Below are 21586 nucleotides of genomic sequence, written 5' to 3' on the forward strand. Positions count from 1 at the left end.
AGGCTCGCGTCCTGGGTGCAGTTGGCGTATGTTCACGGTGCGATTGAGAGAGTGATGATGCGAGAACCAATTCCGTCCGATCTGAAGGATATAAGTTTTCCCATACCGATTCACTATCTTGATCTCGCCACCTCTCACCTTGATGCCGTTTCGCCCCTGGTCTCCGATGGGCTCGTGGTCTTTCTGTCGGATGGTCTTCCCGTCGGACAGACCTATATCGAAAGGCCCGAGACGGCGGCGGCACTCGCCGAGCGTGTCGTGCGACCTGAGACGCTCGAGCATGCGCGTCAAGTCGCGCAAACCCCTGTGCGAAACCGCGACGTCAGCATTCTGATTTGCACGAAGGACCGGCCGGAGGAACTACGCCGTTGCCTGGCCTCGATCCCCAAACAGTCGCTTGAGCCCGTCGAGATCATCGTGGTGGATAATGCCTCTGCAGGCGAGGCGACGCGTCGCGTGGTAGAGGAATCGGGCGCAACCTATGTCCGTGAAGATCGGGTCGGGCTGGATTATGCGCGCAATGCGGCGGTTCGTGCGGCAAGAACCGAATTCGTCGCGTTTACCGATGACGACGTCGTCCTCCACGAGCGGTGGCTGGAGAACCTGATGAAGGGGTTCGATCTGCCGGAGATCGCCTGCGTAACCGGGTTGGTCCTTCCCGGAGAACTGGCAACGCCCGCACAGTTTATCTTCGAAAAGCATTGGAGTTTCGGCCGGGGCTATCTGCGGCAGGATTTCAATCAGGACTTCTATAACAAGGATGCACGTTACGGCGCTCCGGTCTGGACGATAGGAGCCGGCGCAAGTCAGGCCATCCGCCGCAAGGTCTTCGACGAGATCGGCCTGTTCGATGTCCGCCTGGACATGGGAGCGGCCGGATGCTCGGGCGATTCCGAATACTGGAACCGGCTCCTCCATCATGGCCACGTCTGCCGCTACGAGCCGACGGCGGTAGCCTGGCACTTTCATCGCAAGGATATGAAGGGGCTCGCCAGACAGATCTACCAATATATGAGTGGCCATGTCGCAGCCCTGCTGGTCCAGTATCAGAACACGGGAAATAACGCCAATCTGCGGCGCATCCTGCTCTCGTTTCCGAAATATTACGCCGGAAGGCTCCGAAGACGGCTTCGTAAAGGCACGACATCGCACGACGTCTTCCTGAAGCAGGAGATGCTCGGAAGCGTAAATGGCGCTCTCTACGTTCTGCGGCGATGGAAGAGGCCCGCATGGTGATCGCCGCAACGCCTGACATTTCATTCCTCATCCCCGCCTATAACGCAGCCGATACGCTTGCCGAATGTCTTGCCAGCCTCCAGCAGCAGTCGCGATCGAACTGGCAGGCTGTCGTGGTCGATGACGGTTCGACCGACCGCACCTGGGAGGTTCTCGAGAGCATCGCAAAAACGGACAGCCGCATTCTCCCCGCCCGTCAGTCGAATGCCGGCGCCGCCGTGGCGCGGAACCATGCAGCACGCCTCGCGGTCGCTCCCCTGCTCTGCATGCTGGATGCCGACGACTGGCTGGATCCCACCTTCATCGAAAACATGCTGCCAGTGACGGAGAATTCATCTCCAGCAGCCATCGCCTATTGCGCCTTCCGCCGCGTCGCCCCAGACGGCAGGCTTATGCAGGTAGAGCAACCTCCCATCTTGACGGGAGACGTCGCCAAGCGTGAGTTTTCCTCCTTTTGTGCACTCGCCATCCATACGGTTGTCTTTCCCAGAAGCCTTTTTGAGCTAGTAGGAGGCATGGATGAGACCTTGCAGACCTGCGAGGACTGGGATCTTTGGCTTCGCATGGCCTTTGCGGACGCAGAATTTCGCCGTGTCGACAAATGCCTCGCTTTCTATCGCATGAAGTCGGGCTCGCTATCCGGCGATCCGACCAAAATGGTGCGTGACGCCGTTCGCGTGACATCGAAGGCGCAGGCGCTGCAGGCGCAGGAAGGCTTCTCGACTGAGGGACCGGAGACAGGCTGGATCACGCCCCCCGTTAGCCAACTGCGCATGCTCGCCTGGGTCGTCGCGACCAAGCTCGATCCGACTTTGGATATTGCAGCCCTTGCGGCGCTTCTGCCTGAGATGCCGGACGCAGCAGGCTACGAAAACTTTCTTGCCGGTGTAATCCTGCATGGCTTGCAGACCGGGCTCTCTACTGATCGGGCCGACGATCTTATTGATGTGCTCGATAAATGGCGGCCGACGGTCCTTTTGCTCATCCAGCTGATTCAGAGCTATTCCTTGCCCGGCACTGGGCGCAAGATCATTGAGGCCGCTTCCTGGCACATATCCGCCGCAAACCCTTTGCGGTCATTCACGCTTGGCAACGTCCAGGTGGTCAGTGCCACTCTCGAAACGCTTTCGCGAATCCCCAAGGCCGAGCCAGCCGACACGCTCATCATGCACGCCTTGTCCGGCGGGCAACATGTCGGCTCCTTTGTCGGGCCATTCTGGGGCGATCTTTCGATCCGGGCGCAGATCAGGCTGATCATGCATGAGATGCAGGCAGAAGAACATCTGCAGATGCCGCCCACCCTCGTCTATATCAGTTCGTGGACAAGGGAGGCTTTGCGCGGCTACAGAGCCTTCGGCGGGTTGATCATCAGGAATGGCCAACGGCGAGGACGTCTCGAACGAATTTTGGTGCGTATCGGGCGCAAGGCTCTTCTTGCCTGCGTGCCAAGCGACAAACAAGACAACGACGCCCGACTGTCCGACCTGCTACAAAATCTCCAAGGCGGTCTGGCTCCACGATTCCGAAACCCCACTCGCCTGCGGCCCGACGATAAAAAGGGAGCTGCCCCCGTTCAGTCGGAAGAAGAGTACTGGGAACATATTTTTGAACGCCCGGATCCATGGAACTACGTCTCCGTCTACGAGCAGGTTAAATATGCGCAGACGTTGAGCCTGATCCCGGAAGGGATCGAGAGGGCCCTCGAGCTCGCCTGCGCCGAGGGGATCTTTACCGAGAAGCTGGCGCGAAAGGTCGGTCGGCTGGCGGCCACGGATATTTCCCAGCGGGCAATCGACAGAGCTGTCGAGCGGTGCCGCGAGCATCGCAACGTCGAGCTTCGCGTGCTCGACTTCGTCAAGAGCGATGTTCCGCCAGAACAGGACCTCGTCGTCTGCTCCGAGGTCCTTTACTACATGAAAGACGAGGAGATGCTTGGGGCGGTCTGTCAGAAGATGGCCGCAGCAGTGAAGCCGAATGGCTACTTGATCACTGCCCACGCCCATATCCGCCGGGACGAACCCAATCGGACCGGTTTCGACTGGGACAATCCTTTCGGTGTCGGGACGATCAAACAGCTGTTAGCGGCACAACCTGAACTGTCCCTGGAAGAGACGATCGACACCGAACTTTACGCCATCCACCGGTTTAGGAAAGGCCCGGTGGCAGATCCTGTCCTACGGGTCGAGCGGCATGGAACTCCGCTGGACGCGGATGTGGCAAAGCACATCATCTGGGGGCCGGTCGGCGTTGAGCGTGGGGCGGCATGGACGACGGAGGTCACGACCTCGGTTCCCATCCTCATGTATCACAGGATCGCAGAGGAAGGACCCGCGGCACTCCAGCGCTTCCGCACGCCGCCGGAAATCTTCCGCAAGCAGATGAAGTTCCTTCGGCGACAGGGTTTTTACACGGTGACGGCGCAGACCCTGGCGGGGCTTCTGCGCAGCGGCAAGCCGATCCAGGGCCGGCCCGTCATGCTGACTTTCGACGATGCCTACTCGGATTTCCTGGAGGACGCCTTCCCGATCCTTGCCGAGAATGATTTCAGCGCTGACGTATTCGTCGTGACTGATAAAGTCGGCGGGCGGTCAGATTGGGATTCTGCCTATGGAGAGCCTGCACCGCTGATGTCGTGGTCGCATATTCAGGCATTGCACCAGAAGGGCATCAGCTTCGGCTCCCACCTCGCATCCCACGCACCAGCCAGTGCAATTGATAACGAAGCCCTGCTGGCCGAAGCCATGCGATCGCGCAATGCGCTGCAAAGCCGACTGGAAAGTTCCGTGGAATCGATCGCACTGCCCTATGGCTCGACGGACTTCAGGGTCCCAGGCATTCTGGCGTTAGCCGGCTACGGAATCGGCTTCACGACACGACCGGCAAAAGCCACATTTTCCGATAATCTCTTCGGTCTGCCACGCCTCGAAGTCCGCGGCGATCGTCCTCTCGAAGCCTTCCCTGAACTGATGGGCCTGCCGGGAGCTTATATCGGATGACAATACCATGACTGGCGCAACGGCTCCTCTCATCACCGTCGTCATACCGGCCTACAACGCCGAGAAGACGCTTGCCGAAACATTGCAAAGTGTCTCCGACCAGTCCTACGACAAGCTCGAAATCCTTGTGGTCGACGACGGATCGCGGGACGGTACCTTCGATCTTGCTCGCGACTTCAGCCTGACCGATCGCCGTGTCCGTGTTCTCCGCCAGGAGAATGGTGGGGTTGCGCGCGCGCGCAACCACGGCATCGAGGACGCACGCGGCCTTTATATAGCCCCCGTCGATGCCGATGATTTATGGCACCCTCGCAAAATCGAACTCCAGCTCGAGGCACTAGGGAAATTTCCGGACGGACGCGGGGTCGCCTACAATTGGTATGCAGCGATCGACGAAAACGGCATCATTTTCGGTAATTCGCGACCAGTCCTGCATCAAGGGACTATCTTCGAACCCCTGTTGCGGGAAAATTTCATCGGCAATGGCAGCACACCCTTGATGCCGCGGGCGGACATTCTTCGCTGCGGCGGCTATGACGCCAGCCTGCGCGACAACGGCGCCGAGGGATGTGAGGATCTGAAACTTTATCTGGCCTTGGCCGAAACCTTGCCCTTTGCGTTGGTTCCCGATTTCCTGACCGGTTATCGCTTTACCAGGGGAAATATGTCCAGCAACGCCTACAGGATGCTGAAGTCCCACGCTCTGGTCATGGCCCCGATCATCACGCGTTATCCGCATTTTACGCGCGACATCCAGACAGCCGAGTTCAACACCGCACGCTGGTATTTCAAAAAGGCGTTTCTGGGCAATGACTTTGCCCAGGTCAAACAGCTGGCGCCGATGATGGTCAGAAAATATTCCTCGCGCCTCGTCGTCCATGGGGTGCAGCAGGGCTGGCGCCAAGCAAAACGCGTCCTGCGGACTGCAAAGCGCGCCCTCGGCAAGTCTTCGGCACGGCCGAAAATCCGCCTCGGGAGCGCGCCCCTGCCGCAACCCGGAACAGCATTCAGCGATCGTTTCGCGGCCACGCCTGCCAGGGAGACAATAAGCCTGGCCTCTTCGCGGATGGTCGACAATGAATAGGTTTCGAAAGCCGCCTTCCGCTAAACCCGCAAGAGCCTACAACCTGGTCGTTGCGTCTCGGTTTCGCGAGCTTCGGCAACTCGTACCGGCGCTGCGGCTCAAGATGACGGTGATGATCATCCTGGGAATTCTCACAGGGTTCTCCGAAATGGTCGGCATCACCTTTCTGGTCAGCCTCGTCTTTCTTCTCGGGCAGCAAGGTCCCGTTTCCGGCTCCGCCGTGGCATGGCTTCCGGCGTTTTTTGGCGGCATCGACCTCAGTCTTTCGAAGCCTGTCCTGATCGGCATTCTCATCGGCTCCATCCTGTTCCGGATTTTTTTGGGATGCGCCAATTCGCTCATTGCAAGCGCAGTGAATCACCGGATTAGCGACCGCATGCGAGACCGCCTCTACGCCAAGGTCTTGACCATGCCCTTCCAGCGCTTTCAGGACTATGAGCGCAGCGATCTGATCAACGTCATCGCGACCGAATCCTATGCGGTGTCGTCGGCGCATGCCAGCCTCGTACGTCTGGGGGTCAATTTCGGTACGATCGTGATCTTCGGCGTCGGCATGCTGGTCATGGCCTGGCCGATCGCCTTGCTCGCGCTCGTCTTCGGCTTCATCCATAATTTTGTATTGGGTTTCTTTGCCGGTGCCTACCGCCGTCTCGGTGCCTCTGCACTGGCTGCCGTCGAAGCCTTGACACAGTTGAGCTGGACAACGCTACAGACTTTGAAGGCCGTCAAAAGCTTCGGCATGGAAAAGCGCCACCAACAACTCTTCGAGGCGCTTTCCAACGACGTCGGCCAGACCTGGCGCCGGTCGGACTGGATGGGAGCGATAACCTCGCTTCTCAGCGAAATCCTGACCTTCGGGGTCATCCTGACGATCATTCTGTCCTCGGAATTCCTGCCGGTCGATTTCAAGGCCGCGCTCTCGGCCACGATCCTTCTTTACAGGCTTCAGCCGCATATCAAGGGATTTGATTCCCAGATTCTCAGCCTTTACGAGATGGAAGCGTCCCTGCAAAACGTACTGGCGCTGCTTGCAGAGAAGGATGACATCAAGCAAGCCTCGCAAGGGGAGAAGGTAAGCCGCCTGGCGGAAGCAATTGTCTTCCACAACGTCTCGTTCGCCTATGAGCGATCGAACGCGCCGGCAGTTCACGATCTCAGCTTCACAATCAGAGCAGGCGAGACGACGGCTGTGACGGGGCCAAGCGGCTCCGGCAAAACCACAATCCTCAACATGATTCTCGATCTGAACCCGCCGACCCGGGGCCGGATCACCGTCGACGGCAGGGATCTGACAACCATCGACCGTTCCAGCTGGCTGGAACTGCTTTCCGTATCGGGTCAGGACGTTGAACTGATGGAGGGCACGGTCCTCGACAACATCCGGTTTCGCCGCGATATCTCGGACCAGGATATCCGCTGGGCTGCCGATGTGGCCTGCGCAACGGAGTTCATCAACGATCTGCCGTATGGCTTCGATGAATGGCTGGGCGACGAGGCGATCCGGCTTTCGGGCGGGCAAAGGCAGCGCATAGGTCTGGCGCGCGCGCTCGCCAGCCGGCCTCAAATCCTGCTGTTGGACGAAGCGACAAGCGCGCTCGACGAAGATACCGAGATGCGGGTGTTTTCGGCGATGAAAGAAGACGCCGGCAGAACGCTGATTGTCGTCAGCCATCGGCCCGCCGTGGCCAGGCTGATGAAGAACCGGATCGATCTCAGCCCACCCACCCCCACATCCAAGCTCGGGTGACGGCGATGGAGATGCCAACCACATCCCGCATTCAAGTGGCCGTCGTTATCCCTGCTTATAACGCCAGCCCCTACCTAGCCCAGACGCTCCAGTCCGTCATCGACCAAACCCACAGGGCGCTGGAGATCGTCATCGTCGACGACGGCTCGACGGACGACACAGCCTCGATCTGTCGCCATTTTGCCGCGGGTGATCCAAGGATCCGGATTGTCTCGACTGAAAACCGTGGCGTCGCTGCGGCCCGCAATACCGGGATCGAAGCATCGAAATCCGACTATATCGCTTTCCTCGATGCGGACGACATATGGCATCCGACCTATGTCGAAAGAATGCTTTCGGCTCTCCATCCCCTGCCGAATACCTGGGGCGCGGTCTATGCCCTTCACCGTCACATCGATCCCGAGGGATATTGCACGAAATCCGGTTCGTCACTGAACGCCAGGGACACCATTTTCAACCGTCATCTCGTATTCCGCTTCGTCGGCAATGGCAGCGGCTTCATGGTTCGCCGCGCTGTCTTTGACAAGATCGGCGGTTACGATTCAAGCTATGCCAGACAGGGTATCGGAGGATGCGAGGATTTCGACTTCGAACTTCGTACAGCTGAGCATTTCAAGATCGAGACGGTGCCGTTAGGTCTGGTGGGATATCGTATTCATTCAGCAGCCATGTCTTCCGACTGGTCGCGAATGGCGCTATCGCTTCTGGCTGTGACCGAGCAATGTATCGCCCGCAATCCACAGCTTCCGACTTTTGTCGCCAATTGCGCCCGCACGTCGGCGCATCTTTATGCATTTTCAAAATTTGCCGCTTTGAAAGATTGGCGCCGCGCCGCGACCTCGCTCAAGCACATTTATCATCATAGCCCAATGCTTGCTTCCGACGTCCTATACAAATTGATCCTTTCAAAAGCCAAGAGAGCCGCACGCAGGACATTGTCCAAAGCCTGGCCGGTCAGAGAACAAAAGATAAAGAACTTCAGGAAATTCGAAGAGATAGACCCGCTTGTCCCATTGGTTGGCGGTTGGTCACGCTTCAGGACGAAGGCATTGTTCAGGCGCTTGTCGGAGATCGATCGGTCCGGCGAATGCTCTGCCGCGACCTCGTCGCAGGAGGCTTGATGCCTGCCGGCTACAGGTCTGTCGGTGGCGCCAGCGCTGATGGCAGTTTTCGCTCGCCTGCTGAAACAGCTGAAGGTTTAACAACCATCACTTCAATCGGCGTGGCGGTTACCTTGCTACATTCTATTACGAACTTCCATAGTTAAGAAGAATAGTAATTAGTAAAAAATCAAACAATTTATGAAAAAAGCAATCACCCCAATAATGTTCTGTGACAATACCGAGTTTTACTGTAATAATCCTCACGCACGTGCAAGCATTCCTACCGGAGGACCCGTCACCCACCCCGGCGGGTCCTCGACTTTGCTTTTTGGCTGGTTGCCACAATGCGACACCCGTCATTGCTGCATCAACATAAATAGACTTTACCTCGGATAGCGGTATTATGCTGTTGAGCGGTTTGATCAGAAAATCCCCCATCATCGGCAAGTGAAGAGCAAACTTCGGGTCCTCTTCTGTCAATATTTCGCCTATCATCTCAATTACTCTCGGGAGTGTTTTCGGATCCGCAATGAAATTGCGGAGACAGAAAGATCGTCATCAAATCGAGATTATTATCCGATAGAACTTCATACGTATCACTGCCGCAATGAAAAATAACACCTCCTACGACCACCATATTGTAAAGATTTAATCGTCCCATAATTGAGTTTTAAATACAACCACTGTCTGAAATTAGTAATTTTACCTTTTGATAAATTTTTACTTGCTGAACTCAATTATCCAGCTGAACTTATTGTGCATACATTTTCAAAAGCATCGGCAGTACCTTTGACTCGGGAACAGAAGATCTACCGAAAGCTACTTCCCGCACCGGGTTCTCAACGATCCGGCAAATGCCTGCATCATTGGTGAGATTGTCACAGCCTATGGCCGCAACAATCCTGGGACGGCAGCAGGGAGAAAAGTTGCCGATGCAAAACAAGACTGCTGAATTAAAGCGTAATATATTGATAAATAACCATATTTCTTAAATATTTGCGGCCCGCACCGACCAATTCCGCCAACAACATTCGGTCTATTTTTCAAAAGTCGGCATATGTGTCTGGACTCGCAAATTGAAATGCCGGCACAAAACTCAATGATGTAAAACATCCCTGTCCTCTTTGGCGAGCCTCCCGATACGACACAAGCGATTGCTCGAGGCGAAGTTGACCTGTCCTGATTCAACACGCCGGCGGCCCGTGAGTCGGCTGACCTGTGTCGAAATGGTCGCACCTCCCAAACGAATTAACCCTTCATAAAGCATTTGCTTGCTCAACTTATAATTTGTGTCATGGTCACTGTAAGTAGTGAGGGAGCCGACCTGATGAGTGATATAGCATCGCAGATTCCGGAATTTGGTTACGATGAGCGCGTGATGATCTGCCGGAAGCAGATCGAGAAGGCGGTCTATCAGTTCATTGCAAATACGAAGGTCGAGGGATGCGATCCGGCGGAAGTCGCAATGGCCATCGCAGACATCGCCGACGATTACATTCTGTTGCTGGCCCAGAAGCGCAACCTGACCCATTAAGATGAAGGGTCGGTCGTCGATCGGCTGGTCGTGCAGAAGACATTGAATGCGAGATCGCGCCGCTTCCCTGCCCGGAGGCAACGTTAGCGAAGCTGCTTACCCCTCGCTCGAAACCATCCGTGAGACGGATTTCGAACAGCTCCTGAATAAAGCGCCAGCGGCCGGAAACGAGTCGGGCTTCCCTAACCTACAATTGACCCGAAGCGCCGAAACATGGGCACATACCAAGCGTGGGTTTCAGCGCGTTATCTCACTGCGATTGAAACAAACGGCTCCGTTCGATTGACGACTGCCCGGCTGCGCGCAACCACACGCATAACCCCGAAAATCGAAGCTGATTTTCGAGGTTATCGCGGGTTTGAAGTGATGGAGCGTTCTCGGCGCGTCCTATCGGACGCGCCGTACTAGTGACTTCTCACACTCACTTGCGGAACCGGGGAGCTCAATTCGGCCAGTTCCCTGGTCAAACCCTCCCCGACCTCCTGCTTCACTGCCTCGAGCGCAAGGTCAAGGCAATTCGTCGCGAACGGCAGTTTGACATCCTGAGCGACCTGTCGCGCATAGGCAATCATCCGCGCCAGCGCGACGAGCTCTTCCAGACCGTCTTCCGCCCCTTGGTCTGCATCTATCTTAACAACCGATGTCACGCCCATGCCCCATTTCTCCAACGAATTGAAGAAATGATACGCGTGTGGAGGTGATCCAGCCCGTGAAAAAAGCGTGACACAACCCTCGGTGACTATTGCCGGCTTCGGTTCACAATGCAGGGCGCGTGGGGAATGAGGTGTCGTGCAGTTTCCAGGGCAGATCGGCAGTCGAGCGAATGTCGTGGACGTCCTGCACGGCTTTCAATAATTCCAAGGCATCGATGCGTTTTTGATCGACGGCGTTCGACAGAAGCGCCGCCAGCAGGTCCGCACGATCCGGTTCGGCCAGCCCTGCACATTGCTCGACGACCGCCCGCCACGTTCGTTTCTTGAAGAATATCGCGGTTGCGGCATCTTCGACCTGTTGGCGCAACCGACTTTCCAGCAGTCCGCGATCCTCCATCGCATCGAGTGTTGCGCTGACATTGACGAGCGGTACCGTCAGCGGCTTGCTGCCCAGCGCGCTCGGCGCGTGCGTGAGCGCGACGGCGGCATCGTCGACCAGCCGGCCGGTGCAATAGTCTTCGAAAATGCGGCCGATCCCGATCATACCGAATGGATGGCATTCGGCAGCGCGCAACGCGCCCATGCTTGCCGCCCCGAGAACCGCAACGCCGAGCGACAGAGCATGGAGAATTTCCTTGTGCCAGACCGGTGCGGCATATTCGAAGCCGCCGTCGATAAGGCCGATGACATTGGCACCTTGCTCCACTGCGGCTAGGACATCGCCTTGCGTGGCAGGCGGCAAGACGCGTATCCCCTCGCCGGCCAGCGACGCCGCATCGGGAAGACTGGGACCTGCGAAAATGAGCTTCAAAACCCTATTGCCCTGGCAAGCGCCCTCGTTCCAAATCGCCGGGCGCGCGCTCCCTCCGGATTTTCGAGCTCAGGAATGACAATCTTGGCAACACTGAACGGAAGCGTGTCCTTGCTGAGGCGCACGGCGATCACCGAAACGATCCCCCTGTTTCTGAGCGCGTCGAGCACATGTTGCAGCAACTGCGCCAGATCCTGTTGCCGATGTCCTACCACCCCGTCACTGTAGATAGTGGCAGCGGGCGCTGCGGCAACCGCATCGAAGGCCTGCCGCATCAGCGGCGGCAGACATCGTGAGAAAGTTGCGGGAGAAATATCGTCTCTGGCTCCACTGATATAGGTCAGTCGGGATTGCACGGCTTCCGTCACCGCCCGAATGGCCGCGCGGACGGGAGACGGGTGAGCGCCGGTACCGCCGGTCACCTCGACGAGGCGAATGTCCCCAAGCCTAATAACCCCGGCGGCGTGAAGATCCGGGGGGCCTAGAAGGGGATTCCCAGGACCCAGCATGGCGGTGAAACAGGGGATCCCGATGTCGCTGGTGATATCGAAGAGCCTGAGCGCCAATCCCGATGTTTCGATCTTGTCGATCAACCCGTTCAGGGCGCCGTCCTCAAAGCCGCGGGGATCGACGCAGCCGGCATAAAGATCCGCTTCTGCGCCTACCTGCCACAACACATGGGCGTCACGCTCGATACGCTCCAGGACCCCGTGAAAGATCGCCTCCTCGACATTATTTCCCGATGCCAGGCCATCCGACGACATCCAGTATCGCGCGTCACGCGTGCGGTCGAGCACCACCGCTTCAAAGGGGACATAGACCTCCTCGCCGGTGAGGATATTGACGCCGGCAACCCATTCCGTCTCCTCGTCCGGTCCGAGATCGGGTTTATGGACAGCGGTCAGGCAATTCAGCGCGTCGGTCTTGTGCCCCATTTCCTGCAGACCGGAAGAGGTGCCGTGGACGAGATCGACGGAGGGTTCGCCGGCGACCGCCCGTTCGAGGGCTTCCATGACAGTGGATACTTTGGCATCGAGATCGGTCAGACCCTTTCCCTGGGCAATCACGATCGAGCGGGAATTCGGGGCGTATGCGCACCAGACGGGGATTCCGATATCGTCCAGTCCGGTATGTCGCGCAACCCTGGTGATGCCGAACCCGGCCAAAAGAGGTTCGACGCGGGAAAGGGTTTCCCGCGGCGACATGACCCTGTCGGAATATATGGACCGGTGCGTCAGAATGCCAGCTCAGCCGTCGACGTGACCGGAAAGGGCAACCTGCGCCGAGGAAACCGCGACGGCGAGGTCGACGCCCTTCACGAACGTGCCGCCGGCCTTGCGCAGGCCGTTTGCAGTCGCCAATTCCCCCGTTGGATTGAGAGGCTTGACCGTACCCGTGTCGAGATCGACAAGCCAGAGACCCGCCTCACCAGGTATACCTATAATGACAGCTTTCGCCATGTAATGCCCCTCAGCTATTGTTAAAAACCGGCCTTCAGCAGGCCCTCACGATAAAGCTTTTTTTGCCAATCTTCCTTGAAGGGAACGATGGCGAGCCACTTCTCGACGTCGAAGGCCGGGTTGATACTTTCGGCCCGTTGCCGATGGAAGAGCGCCCGTTTTCGATCGCCGATCATTGCGCAACTGGCCGCGGCGATGCGATGGGCCGGCGCTTTGTCTTTCATCGCCTCAACATAAGCGATGGCCTCCTCGTACTGTTCCAGGAAGAAGCTCGCTCCCGCAGCGCACCAAAGGTAGGCGTCAGGCGCGATCGGATTGAGCGAAATCGCTCTTCTGATCTTCGCGAGCGCGTCGCCAGGGCGGGATGCATGCACGAGCGTGTCAGCATGGCTGTAGATAACATCAGCAAAATGCGGGCTGAGTTGTTCCGCCAGATCAAGTGCGGCGACACTGGCATCGACATCGCCGAGATAGAGTTTGGTGACGCCAAGCTCGCGATGGCCCGCCGCCGATGCCGGATCCCGCTCGATGGCCCGAAGCGCGTGCTGCTCCGCCAGATGCAGCAGTTCATTGTTTCCCTGCGCCGTCACGAGCCACTCGCTGGTGAAGGTTCTCGCCAGCCCGGTAAATGAGGGAGAGAAATCCGCCTTATGCGACAGCGACTGCTTGAAAGCTTTTCGTGCCCGGCGGATATGCGGCAATGTCAATTTGCTCATCAGGCTCGAGCCCACCAGATAGGCGTGATAGGCCTCAGGATCGGCTTCGAAGCGTAAGCGCTCTTCCTCGTTTTCAGCCAGCTCGCGGGCCACCGACATGGTCAGTTGCTGCGCGATTAGCCGTCTCTGACGCGGCAATATATCGGGCGTCATCGCAAAGCGATTGGCCCAGATGATCTCGTCCGTGGGAAAATAAACCAGCTGAGCGAATAATCCCTCTTCGGAAAGCCGTGTATCCAGAAGATAGGCGATCGAGTGACGGGCGACCACGGCAGCCTTCTCGGAGTCGCGGCGGATCTGGCCGGCCGTATGGGGTGCTACGATCGAAATGTTTCTGAGCGCGCAGAGTTCGATAGTGACGTCTTCGATCAGGGCGTTGGCAAGCGCAAGCCCGGCATCGGCATGTTTCGATGTCGGGGGAAGCAGCACCAGCCGAGGCAGGATCAGCGGCGCCTGCGATACGCGTTCGATGTCGGCAGTTGTCTCACCGCCGGTCTCGGAACGCTTCACCTGCACCCCGCCATGGCCGTCGCCGTTCGGCAATCTCTCGGTGAGGGACGAACCGCCAGATAGTCGGTGCAGCAGGGCTCTGACCTGCTCGTCATTCGGATCTCGTTCGAGGATCTGCAAGGCAGCGCCGGAAATGGAGCGCGCAGCGCCGGGCTTTTGCGCATCCGGCAACGCATCCAGCAATGCCTGCCGCAATTGCAGCGCCTGAGCGTCCCGTTGCGCCCTGATCCAGGCGTCTATCAGCTTTGTCGCTGGTTTGATATTTCCGATGAACCCACGCTGGGTCAGTTCGGCGATCGCGTTCAGCCGCTCCAGCGGCGAACCGTCAGCGTGAAAAATATCCAGATCGCTGGAAACTGCCTGCCTGTTGAGACGAACCGTGGTGGCGGTGAAATCGAAGGGCATTTCGGCGCGTCCGCCATCTGTCTCGCGGATGCGGGAAAGCAGTTTGCGCAGATTGAGCCGCGCAAGCTCGGGTTCGACGTCATTCCATAGAAACTGAGCCAATTCATAACGGCTGAGATCATGGGCGCCGGCATAGAGATGGGCCATCATCAACAGGCCCTTGATCGGATAGCGAACCGGGTCGCCATTCGTCTCGATCAACCGCAGATCGCCGAATGTCTGCAGATGAAGCACGATCTGTCCTCAGCTGTTCACGACCGAATCCTGCAGCTCACTGTCGCTGTCAGGCAATCCCGCGGCTGCCAGGCTTCTGGCCAACGCCACCAGCTTTTGCCTGATATTCGGATCCTCGATGGCGATGAATGCCTTGTTGAGCGCCAGCCCCTCCTTCGAGGACAAAAAGCTGTTCAATTCATTCGTCGCGCCGTCGATCGGCCCGGAGCCGCCGTTCTCGAAGAAAAAGCCGACGGGCACGCGAAGAATCTCGGATATGCGCTGAAGACGGCTGGCGCCTATTCTATTCGTTCCCTTTTCGTATTTCTGAATCTGCTGGAAGGTAATGCCTAGAAGTTCGGCCAAGCCGTTCTGGGTCATCCCGAGCGTCTTTCGCCGAACGCGCACGCGGTTGCCAACATAGACGTCAATCGAATTCGGCGATTTAGCCTTCATGTGAATAAGTCTCCCGCTTTATCAGCACGCCCGGCTGTATAATGGAGAGTTTAAGCAAGAATGCAACTAAAAGTAAATATTTCGTAAGGATTTTTTTCAGCGGCTCACACAGTAAAAAACAACCTGTGGAATATCGCAGCTCGCCATTTGGCGCGGGTGCACCCGCGCTCTATCGCGCACTTCGCAGCGGACGAACGTTATCCGAATTCGTTGCCGCTCCGACACCCTCTCTGAGAGGTTTTTGCGCAATGGCGATCATCGACTTGGCGAGAACGGGAATCCTTCCAACATACTCAAAACGAACATTGTCGAAGCCGGCATCCAGCAGCAGCGTCCTCAGCGTGTTTTTCGACCAGAACTTGATATGCCCATGCTCCTTTAACGGCATGAAATGGTCATCCATTTTCCCCATCGCAGCCAGGGCAAGGTTCTTCAGATAGCCGTGATAGGGTGTCGACATGACGGCGATGCCGCCCGGCTTGACGAGATCGTACATCGTCGAGGTGAAAGCCTTCGGATCGTAGACATGTTCGACGACCTCCAGGCTGATGACGGCATGGAAGGTGCCATACTCCCTGGAAAGGTCGTCATAGGCCGAGCCGACATTCAACGGCAGTTCGGGATAGTTGACATTGGCCTTGGCGATGCCATCACTGGAAGGATCGACGCCGACGACGTAATATCCCCTTCCTGCAAGAGCCGCTGCCGCCCCGCCGGTACCACATCCCAAATCAAAGACGTCGTTCTGAAGAGAACCGTCGAAATGGCTCTCCAGTACGTCGAGCACGGCTGGCAAGATATAGGCGCGCGCGGTTGTCGGTCTGGCGTGAACATAAGTGGTTGCGTCTAGCTCTACGGACATTGCCCTCTCCTCGGCGATTGCGCGGCAACCGTATCGAGGAATACGTCGAAAATTTGATGAGACCCGTCGAATTACAAGAATAACCAAAATATAATCTATGATTTTATAACAAAAAACAAAACTTTTGCGTGAAAACTCGCCATAATAAATTATAAACTGATGTGATTTGACATTTTATCTAATAATTCTTGAAGATATCCTATAGAAATTAGCAGATCTCATAATGATAACGGAAAACAACATTTATAAATCAGAATTGTTCGAATATAAAAATCGTCAGTTCATGGGTCGAATGGCGATATCATCGGCTGTTTGCCACTGCGATTGTCCGCAGTTGCATTCGAGATTCCCGATTGAAATGGCGTTAAAGCGCCTCCGCCGAAATCTGTAGCGCCCTTTCCCGATGACGAGGCACAAAGGTGCCCAATTGCCGACAAGAAGCCAAAGATATTTAACGGATAAATGTATACTGCTGGATTTAGACAGCCCGATAGAAACCCCTTCTCGCGCGCCGGAGAAGACAAGCTTGCCCGATAATTCGTCGTCCGCATATGCGAAACAGCCGGTGGGGAAACCGCGGGTTCCCGTGGTCTTCTGGTTGCTGCTGACGATTTCCCTCTCGCTGGTCATGGGAACGGTGCTGCTTTCCAACGACATGAAGCATTTAAAGACGGTCAGCCATTATTTTGGCTTCGATCTCTTTCCCCCGGAGGTCAGGCCACCGCCCCCCAAAGCCCTTCCCCGCCCGACTCCACCGGCCACCTTCATGCTTCCATTGCATGTCATCGAACCCCCAATGGTACAGACCGCGTCGACTTTCCTGCGGACATGGCGGATATCCGGCGCCGCAATGTGTGCGGCGCTGCGCGATGCCGGCATCGAAACCAGCGATTGGGCGGCGGCGAGTTTCAACGCCGATACATTTGAATGCTTTTTCGAGCGGAGCGGCAAGCGGGAGAAGGATCAACTCCCGAGCTCCATCTTCGTCATCGTTCGCGGCGACGCCGCCGGCACGATCAACAATATGCGCGTGAAAATCATCAATCCCGAGACCGATGAAAATGGCCAGCTCGATCCCGGCATTCTGCGAATTTTCGAAATCATGCTGCGGCAACCGCAATGGCTCGATTTTCACGAGACCCTCAACGCGATCAAGAGCCTGAAGGACATCAAGGAAGACGGCTTCGGAGCCAGTATCGGCTTCACCCGCGAGGTACTTAATCCCGGGAATTACAACTTCACGCTCTCGCTGGATGCGACTTCAGGACCTCAGAAAAGTACCAGAAATTATTTTTCCGGCAGAAGATGGCTGCCGTTGCCGGACCCCGCAGTCGAGATCGACAGCGCGCAACCGGAATCAGTCTCCAAGCCCCCCCATACCGAAGCGCCGGCTGAAAGTCAGGAACATCGGCATTAGGTCTTCGGCTTCATGCCACGCACGGATTGATCACGCCATGTGACTTGCATCATCGTGATGTCTGGCCATTATCTTGTAGAGCTCTTTCAAACTGTCCGCACTCGGCCGTTCGGTGCTGTCCCCACCCGCCAGACGCCAGACACGCTCGACATTGAGGTCCTGCGTGACTTGCGCAAGGTCTTCGTTCAGCGAGCGAATGACGATCTCCGATCGGCGCAACCGCCACGACATTCTGACCAGCGCTGCGAACGGGAGGAAAATGATGCCGATGATGCCGAGAACAAGGACTGCGAACTGCCAGTCATCGAGAAGGGACAGACCGTTTCGAATGGTCGCCATAAAAAAAACGGCATTTTGAAATGCCATGTGAAAATAGCTCATCAGATAGCTGGACCAATCTTCCATCACGAGCGGCCCTCCCCGAGCGGTTTATATCTTGGAATATGCTGAAAAGTCTAGCAGACGCTAACAATATCCCCTGCCGGGAAAGTATATTTGAGGTTGTATTGCTCTGCTGAATTGAACGCGAATCTCGTGATGGATCGGTGCCGACGAGTCCGGCCTTTCAAATTCCACCGCGGACATGAAAAAAGCCAACAGTGAGAGATAGAATGAATAGAAGACGTTTCCTCGCCTCGGTTCCGCTCGCTCTGTTCTATGTCCGCACGGGCCAAGCCCTGGCACAGGTGCCTGCCGCTGCAGGGCTGCGCGTCCTTGCCGACAGGAGGTCGTTCCGATTCGGATCGGCAATCGATTTTCAAAACATCAACGATCCAATCGCTGCCGAGATCTACATCGACAACGTCAATTCAATAACGCCGCGAAACGAACTGAAGTGGAGTGCGACGGAAAAGAGACCGGGTGTTTTCAGCTTCGGCAGCGCCGACCGCATGGTTGCATTTGCGCGCAAAAACAACATGAGGGTTTATGGCCATACGCTGATCTGGTATCGCGTCCCGGGCTGGGTGTCTGATATCACGGACGCAAAGACCATTCAGGCGACCATGAACCGTCATATAAAACAGGTTGTCACTCGCTATAAGAACTCGATCGATGCATGGGATGTAGTGAACGAACCGTTGGAGTATGATGCACCGGATTTGCGGGATTGTGTTTTCCGACGCCTTCTTGGCGACGAGTATATCCGTATGAGTTTCGACATGGCGCACCAGGCCAATCCCGGCGCGACGCTGGTGCTCAACGAAACGCATCTGGAGAAAAAATCCGACGTGTTCGAACAGAAGCGCGCGCGCATTCTGAAAATCGTCGAGGATCTCGTCGCCAAAAAAACGCCGATCAATGCGGTGGGACTGCAGGCGCATTTCCGCCCCGGCCTCGACCGGATCGATCCGGAAGGAATGGGGCGCTTCTGCGCGGCGCTGAAGGATATGGGTGTCGGCGTTTTCATCACCGAACTGGATGCGTCCTGCCACTTCCTGAACCGCGACAAAGCCTTCACGCCGGCCTCCTACGCCGATATTTTCAGCGAGGTGATCACTGTCGCGGCCGAACATGGCGACTTGAAAGGCGTGACGGTATGGGGCATGTCGGAAAAATACGGAGCGCCCGATGAGAAAGCGACCGATCCCGCTGCGGCTTGCACGAAGCGCGTTAATCTCTACGACGAAAATAATGCGCCAAGAAGTGCAGTTGATGGGATCCGGCGGGCAATAGAGGCGATGTGATGCACAAGACAACGGAGACGCGAACAGATTCATGAAAAAAGCCGTTATTTATGTGGAAAAATTTTTGCCTGCCAGCCAGGCATTTGTTCTCAACCAGGCGGTAGCGTTTCGTTCTTTCGAAGCTGAAATTCTTGCTGGCTCGCGAATTTCTTCGGCCCATACAAAAAAATCCACTGTTCCGGTTCATGACATCCGTCGGTCGCCCGTTGCACGGGCCGGTGAACTGCTTCTGAAAATCCCGCAGATCGGCCTTCCCTTCCTCTTTCCCGCGATCGGCAAAGCCGATCTCGTTCACGCCCATTTTGGCAAGAACGGGTATGTCATCGGCCCATTGGCGCGCGCCGCCGGCAAGCCGCTGGTCACGACGTTCCACGGCTTCGATGCCACCTATCGCGGTGACCCGAAAAAGCCGGGCGGCTTCAATCAGGTGCGTTTCTTCGCCAAGGGCCGGAGCGAGATGGCCGGCTGGAACAGCTGGAACATCGCCGTTTCCGATTTCATCCGCGACCGGCTGCTGGCGCTCGGCTTTCGTGCCGAACGTGTCTATCGCCATCACATCGGCATCGATCTCGATCTCTTCAATATGGAGCCTCGTCCGCGAAAAAAAGGGCTCGTGGTTTCAATTGCCCGCTTCGTCGACTACAAGGGCCATCGCTTCATGATCGATGCGCTTTCACGGGTGGCCGCCGCCGGCACCCCGGTCGAATTCGTCATGGTCGGCCAAGGTCCGTTGAAGGAGGAAATCGAAGCACTGGCGCGTCGTTCCTTGCCAAGCGTCACGATCCATGAAAATCTGTCGCAGACTGAGATAAGAGATCTGCTCGCCAGTGCGGAGCTTTATCTTCATGGAAGCGTGACCCTCGACAATGGTCACGCCGAAGCTTTCGGCCTCGCCAATCTTGAGGCGGAAGCCGTCGGTACTCCGGTCGTCGCATTTCGCTCGGGAGGTGTGGGCGAAGCGATCGAAGAGGGGAAAACTGGTTATCTCGTGGAGGAGCGGGATGTCGCAGGAATGGCGGAGGCGGTCGGAAGGCTGCTCAACGACCAGGCTCTGTGGACAGCCTTTAGCGCGCGGGCACCGCTTCTGGTGGCCGAGCGTTTCGACTTACGTCGCCAAACGGGGATGCTCGAGGACTATTACAGTTCCGTGCTAGACGAATTTTCCAGCCGGGGTCGGACTTGATGGTGCAGACAGGAAAAAAGCCGAAGTGGGGACTGAATGTATTTCGGCCGCTGCGGAACAGCATTGTGACGGCCAAATGGCTCTACTATACGAAGTTCTGGGGAATGGACATCGATCCGACGGCAAGCTTTTCCTTGAGCGTTCGTTTCGACAAGACCAACCCGAAGGGATTGCATATCGGCGCGGAAACTTACGTCGCCTTTGAGGCTGCGATTCTCACCCACGATCTCACACGCGGGCTTTACCTCCACACGAGGATCGGCAAACGCTGCTTCATCGGAGCCCGCAGCATCATTCTGCCCGGCGTCGAGATCGGCGACGAATGTGTCATCGGCTCGGGCTCGGTGGTGACCAAGAACGTGCCGCCGCGCTCGCTCGTGGCGGGCAATCCGGCAAAGATTATCCGCAGCGACATCAAGATCATTTCGCGTTACGGACGCATGGCACGCGAAGACGAGACGGTCTCGCAGATCGTGACGCACTTGCCGACTGGAGAAGCACGATGAAGATGTTTGCCTACCGGGGGAAACACGAGAATTTTGGCGACGAACTGAACCATTGGCTCTGGGAGCGTCTGCTGCCCGGCTTCTTCGATGAGGACGAAAGCCAGCTCTTTCTCGGCATCGGCTCGATCCTCTACGACAATTTCGACCCGAACATGCAGAAGATCGTCTTCGGCTCGGGCTATGGCGGCTACACCAACCCGCCGAAAGTCGACGGCAACTGGACCTTCTATTTCGTGCGCGGAAAGAAGACCGCCGAGGTCCTCGGCATCGATCCGAGCTACGCCATCGGCGATTCGGGCATCCTCACGCGCAGCTGCTGGGATGCGAAAAGCATCGAAAAGCGATACCCGGTCTCCTTCATGCCGCACTACGAAAGTGCCATGTACGGCAGTTGGGACAAGGTCTGCGAGCTCGCAGGCATTCACTATATCGATCCGCGCTGGCCGGTGGAAAAGGTTCTGACCGAAATCAGCGCATCGCATAAAGTGGTCTCCGAGGCGATGCATGGCTGCATTATCTCAGACGCGCTGCGCGTTCCCTGGCGGGCGATCCGGCCGATCGCGCCGGGGAACCGCGCCAAGTGGTACGATTGGGCAAGTGCGCTTGATCTGGAGATTGACTTCGACCCGATTGGCCCGTCAAACGTCGTCGAAGCAGGAGCATCACTGGTACGGAATAACACCTACCTTTTGAAGAACATAACGTTCCGCCACCGCCGCATTCGGCAGCTCACTGGCAATTATGTCTTCGGGTCGACGGTCAAGACGCTCCAGCGGGTAGCAGAGAAGCCGGGACAACTGAGTTCCGACACGTCCATGGTAAATGCGCACAACAGAATGCTGCTGGAACTGGATCGCCTGAAGCAGGATTTTTCCAAGAAAACGGCAAGCGTCCTGTGACCCCGCAAACCCGATTCGTGACGAGGCGATAAGGCATGATCCTTTCTAACTCCATCAACTCCCTCTCTTCCCGCAAGGGGGAGAAGTACTTTGGAAGGGCGCTTGGCCCG

19 protein-coding genes are annotated in these 21586 nt (G+C 56.8%); 11 read left to right on the plus strand and 8 right to left on the minus strand.

Annotation, left to right across the window (positions count from 1 at the left end; all coding sequences use genetic code 11):
- Positions 1–15 precede the first annotated feature (15 nt).
- The 6 genes from A6U98_RS19495 to A6U98_RS19520 all read left to right on the plus strand — a co-directional run bounded on the left by A6U98_RS19495 (position 16) and on the right by A6U98_RS19520 (position 9700).
- Positions 16–1236, plus strand: a complete 1221-nt coding sequence (locus A6U98_RS19495) for a glycosyltransferase (protein ID WP_064652064.1) — start codon at positions 16–18, stop codon at positions 1234–1236.
- Positions 1230–4232, plus strand: a complete 3003-nt coding sequence (locus A6U98_RS19500; protein ID WP_064652065.1) for a trifunctional glycosyltransferase/class I SAM-dependent methyltransferase/polysaccharide deacetylase — start codon at positions 1230–1232, stop codon at positions 4230–4232. Before A6U98_RS19495 ends, A6U98_RS19500 begins: the two co-directional genes overlap by 7 nt.
- 7 nt (positions 4233–4239) lie before the next feature.
- The gene (locus A6U98_RS19505) at positions 4240–5316 is read left to right on the plus strand and encodes a glycosyltransferase family 2 protein (RefSeq protein ID WP_064652066.1); all 1077 of its coding nucleotides are present in this window, start codon (positions 4240–4242) and stop codon (positions 5314–5316) included.
- Positions 5309–7063 carry an ABC transporter ATP-binding protein gene (locus A6U98_RS19510; RefSeq protein ID WP_064652067.1) on the plus strand — a complete coding sequence of 585 codons (1755 nt, stop codon included), beginning with the start codon at positions 5309–5311 and terminating at the stop codon, positions 7061–7063. Before A6U98_RS19505 ends, A6U98_RS19510 begins: the two co-directional genes overlap by 8 nt.
- Positions 7060–8184, plus strand: coding sequence for a glycosyltransferase family A protein (locus tag A6U98_RS19515; RefSeq protein ID WP_064652068.1), 1125 nt, complete (start codon positions 7060–7062; stop codon positions 8182–8184). The genes A6U98_RS19510 and A6U98_RS19515 overlap by 4 nt, the downstream gene beginning before the upstream one ends.
- Positions 8185–9493: 1309 nt before the next feature.
- Entirely contained in the window at positions 9494–9700 is a 207-nt protein-coding gene (locus tag A6U98_RS19520) for a hypothetical protein (RefSeq protein WP_003542083.1), read from the plus strand.
- Positions 9701–10104: 404 nt separating this feature from the next.
- On the opposite strand, the gene A6U98_RS19525 is transcribed toward A6U98_RS19520, so the two are convergent.
- The 7 genes from A6U98_RS19525 to A6U98_RS19555 form a co-directional block, all read right to left on the minus strand.
- Positions 10105–10353 (minus strand): hypothetical protein, encoded by a 249-nt coding sequence (locus tag A6U98_RS19525; protein ID WP_003542090.1) that lies wholly within the window; start codon positions 10351–10353, stop codon positions 10105–10107.
- A gap of 103 nt (positions 10354–10456) precedes the next feature.
- Positions 10457–11164, minus strand: coding sequence for a TfuA-like protein (locus tag A6U98_RS19530; RefSeq protein WP_064652069.1), 708 nt, complete (start codon positions 11162–11164; stop codon positions 10457–10459).
- On the minus strand, positions 11161–12369 hold the full coding sequence (locus A6U98_RS19535; protein WP_064652070.1) for a YcaO-like family protein: 1209 nt from the start codon (positions 12367–12369) through the stop codon (positions 11161–11163). The genes A6U98_RS19530 and A6U98_RS19535 overlap by 4 nt, the downstream gene beginning before the upstream one ends.
- A 42-nt stretch (positions 12370–12411) precedes the next feature.
- A complete protein-coding gene (locus A6U98_RS19540) occupies positions 12412–12624 on the minus strand; it encodes a hypothetical protein (protein WP_064652071.1) in 213 nt (70 codons plus the stop codon).
- A 20-nt stretch (positions 12625–12644) separates the two neighbouring features.
- A complete protein-coding gene (locus A6U98_RS19545; protein ID WP_064652072.1) occupies positions 12645–14489 on the minus strand; it encodes a hypothetical protein in 1845 nt (614 codons plus the stop codon).
- Between the two features lie 9 nt (positions 14490–14498).
- Entirely contained in the window at positions 14499–14924 is a 426-nt protein-coding gene (locus tag A6U98_RS19550; RefSeq protein WP_064652073.1) for a helix-turn-helix transcriptional regulator, read from the minus strand.
- Between the two features lie 169 nt (positions 14925–15093).
- Positions 15094–15786, minus strand: a complete 693-nt coding sequence (locus A6U98_RS19555) for a methyltransferase domain-containing protein (protein WP_064652074.1) — start codon at positions 15784–15786, stop codon at positions 15094–15096.
- Between the two features lie 526 nt (positions 15787–16312).
- Between A6U98_RS19555 and A6U98_RS19560 the strand changes: the two genes are divergently transcribed.
- Complete coding sequence (locus A6U98_RS19560; RefSeq protein WP_064652075.1) at positions 16313–17203, plus strand: DUF6030 family protein; 891 nt, start codon at positions 16313–16315, stop codon at positions 17201–17203.
- 30 nt (positions 17204–17233) lie between these two features.
- On the opposite strand, the gene A6U98_RS19565 is transcribed toward A6U98_RS19560, so the two are convergent.
- The gene (locus A6U98_RS19565) at positions 17234–17608 is read right to left on the minus strand and encodes a hypothetical protein (RefSeq protein ID WP_064652076.1); all 375 of its coding nucleotides are present in this window, start codon (positions 17606–17608) and stop codon (positions 17234–17236) included.
- A 206-nt stretch (positions 17609–17814) separates the two neighbouring features.
- Between A6U98_RS19565 and A6U98_RS19570 the strand changes: the two genes are divergently transcribed.
- The 4 genes from A6U98_RS19570 to pssM are packed head-to-tail and all read left to right on the plus strand — an operon-like array spanning position 17815 to position 21476.
- Complete coding sequence (locus tag A6U98_RS19570) at positions 17815–18888, plus strand: endo-1,4-beta-xylanase (RefSeq protein ID WP_064652077.1); 1074 nt, start codon at positions 17815–17817, stop codon at positions 18886–18888.
- A gap of 31 nt (positions 18889–18919) precedes the next feature.
- Positions 18920–20071: a glycosyltransferase gene (locus A6U98_RS19575; protein ID WP_064652078.1), complete on the plus strand. Its 1152-nt coding sequence runs from the start codon at positions 18920–18922 to the stop codon at positions 20069–20071.
- Positions 20071–20577: an acyltransferase gene (locus A6U98_RS19580; protein WP_003542119.1), complete on the plus strand. Its 507-nt coding sequence runs from the start codon at positions 20071–20073 to the stop codon at positions 20575–20577. The genes A6U98_RS19575 and A6U98_RS19580 overlap by 1 nt, the downstream gene beginning before the upstream one ends.
- Positions 20574–21476, plus strand: a complete 903-nt coding sequence (pssM, locus tag A6U98_RS19585; RefSeq protein ID WP_064652079.1) for an exopolysaccharide glucosyl ketal-pyruvate-transferase — start codon at positions 20574–20576, stop codon at positions 21474–21476. The genes A6U98_RS19580 and pssM overlap by 4 nt, the downstream gene beginning before the upstream one ends.
- Positions 21477–21586 lie beyond the last annotated feature (110 nt).

It is taken from the genome of Rhizobium sp. WYCCWR10014 (genome assembly GCF_001657485.1).
Classification (GTDB): domain Bacteria; phylum Pseudomonadota; class Alphaproteobacteria; order Rhizobiales; family Rhizobiaceae; genus Rhizobium.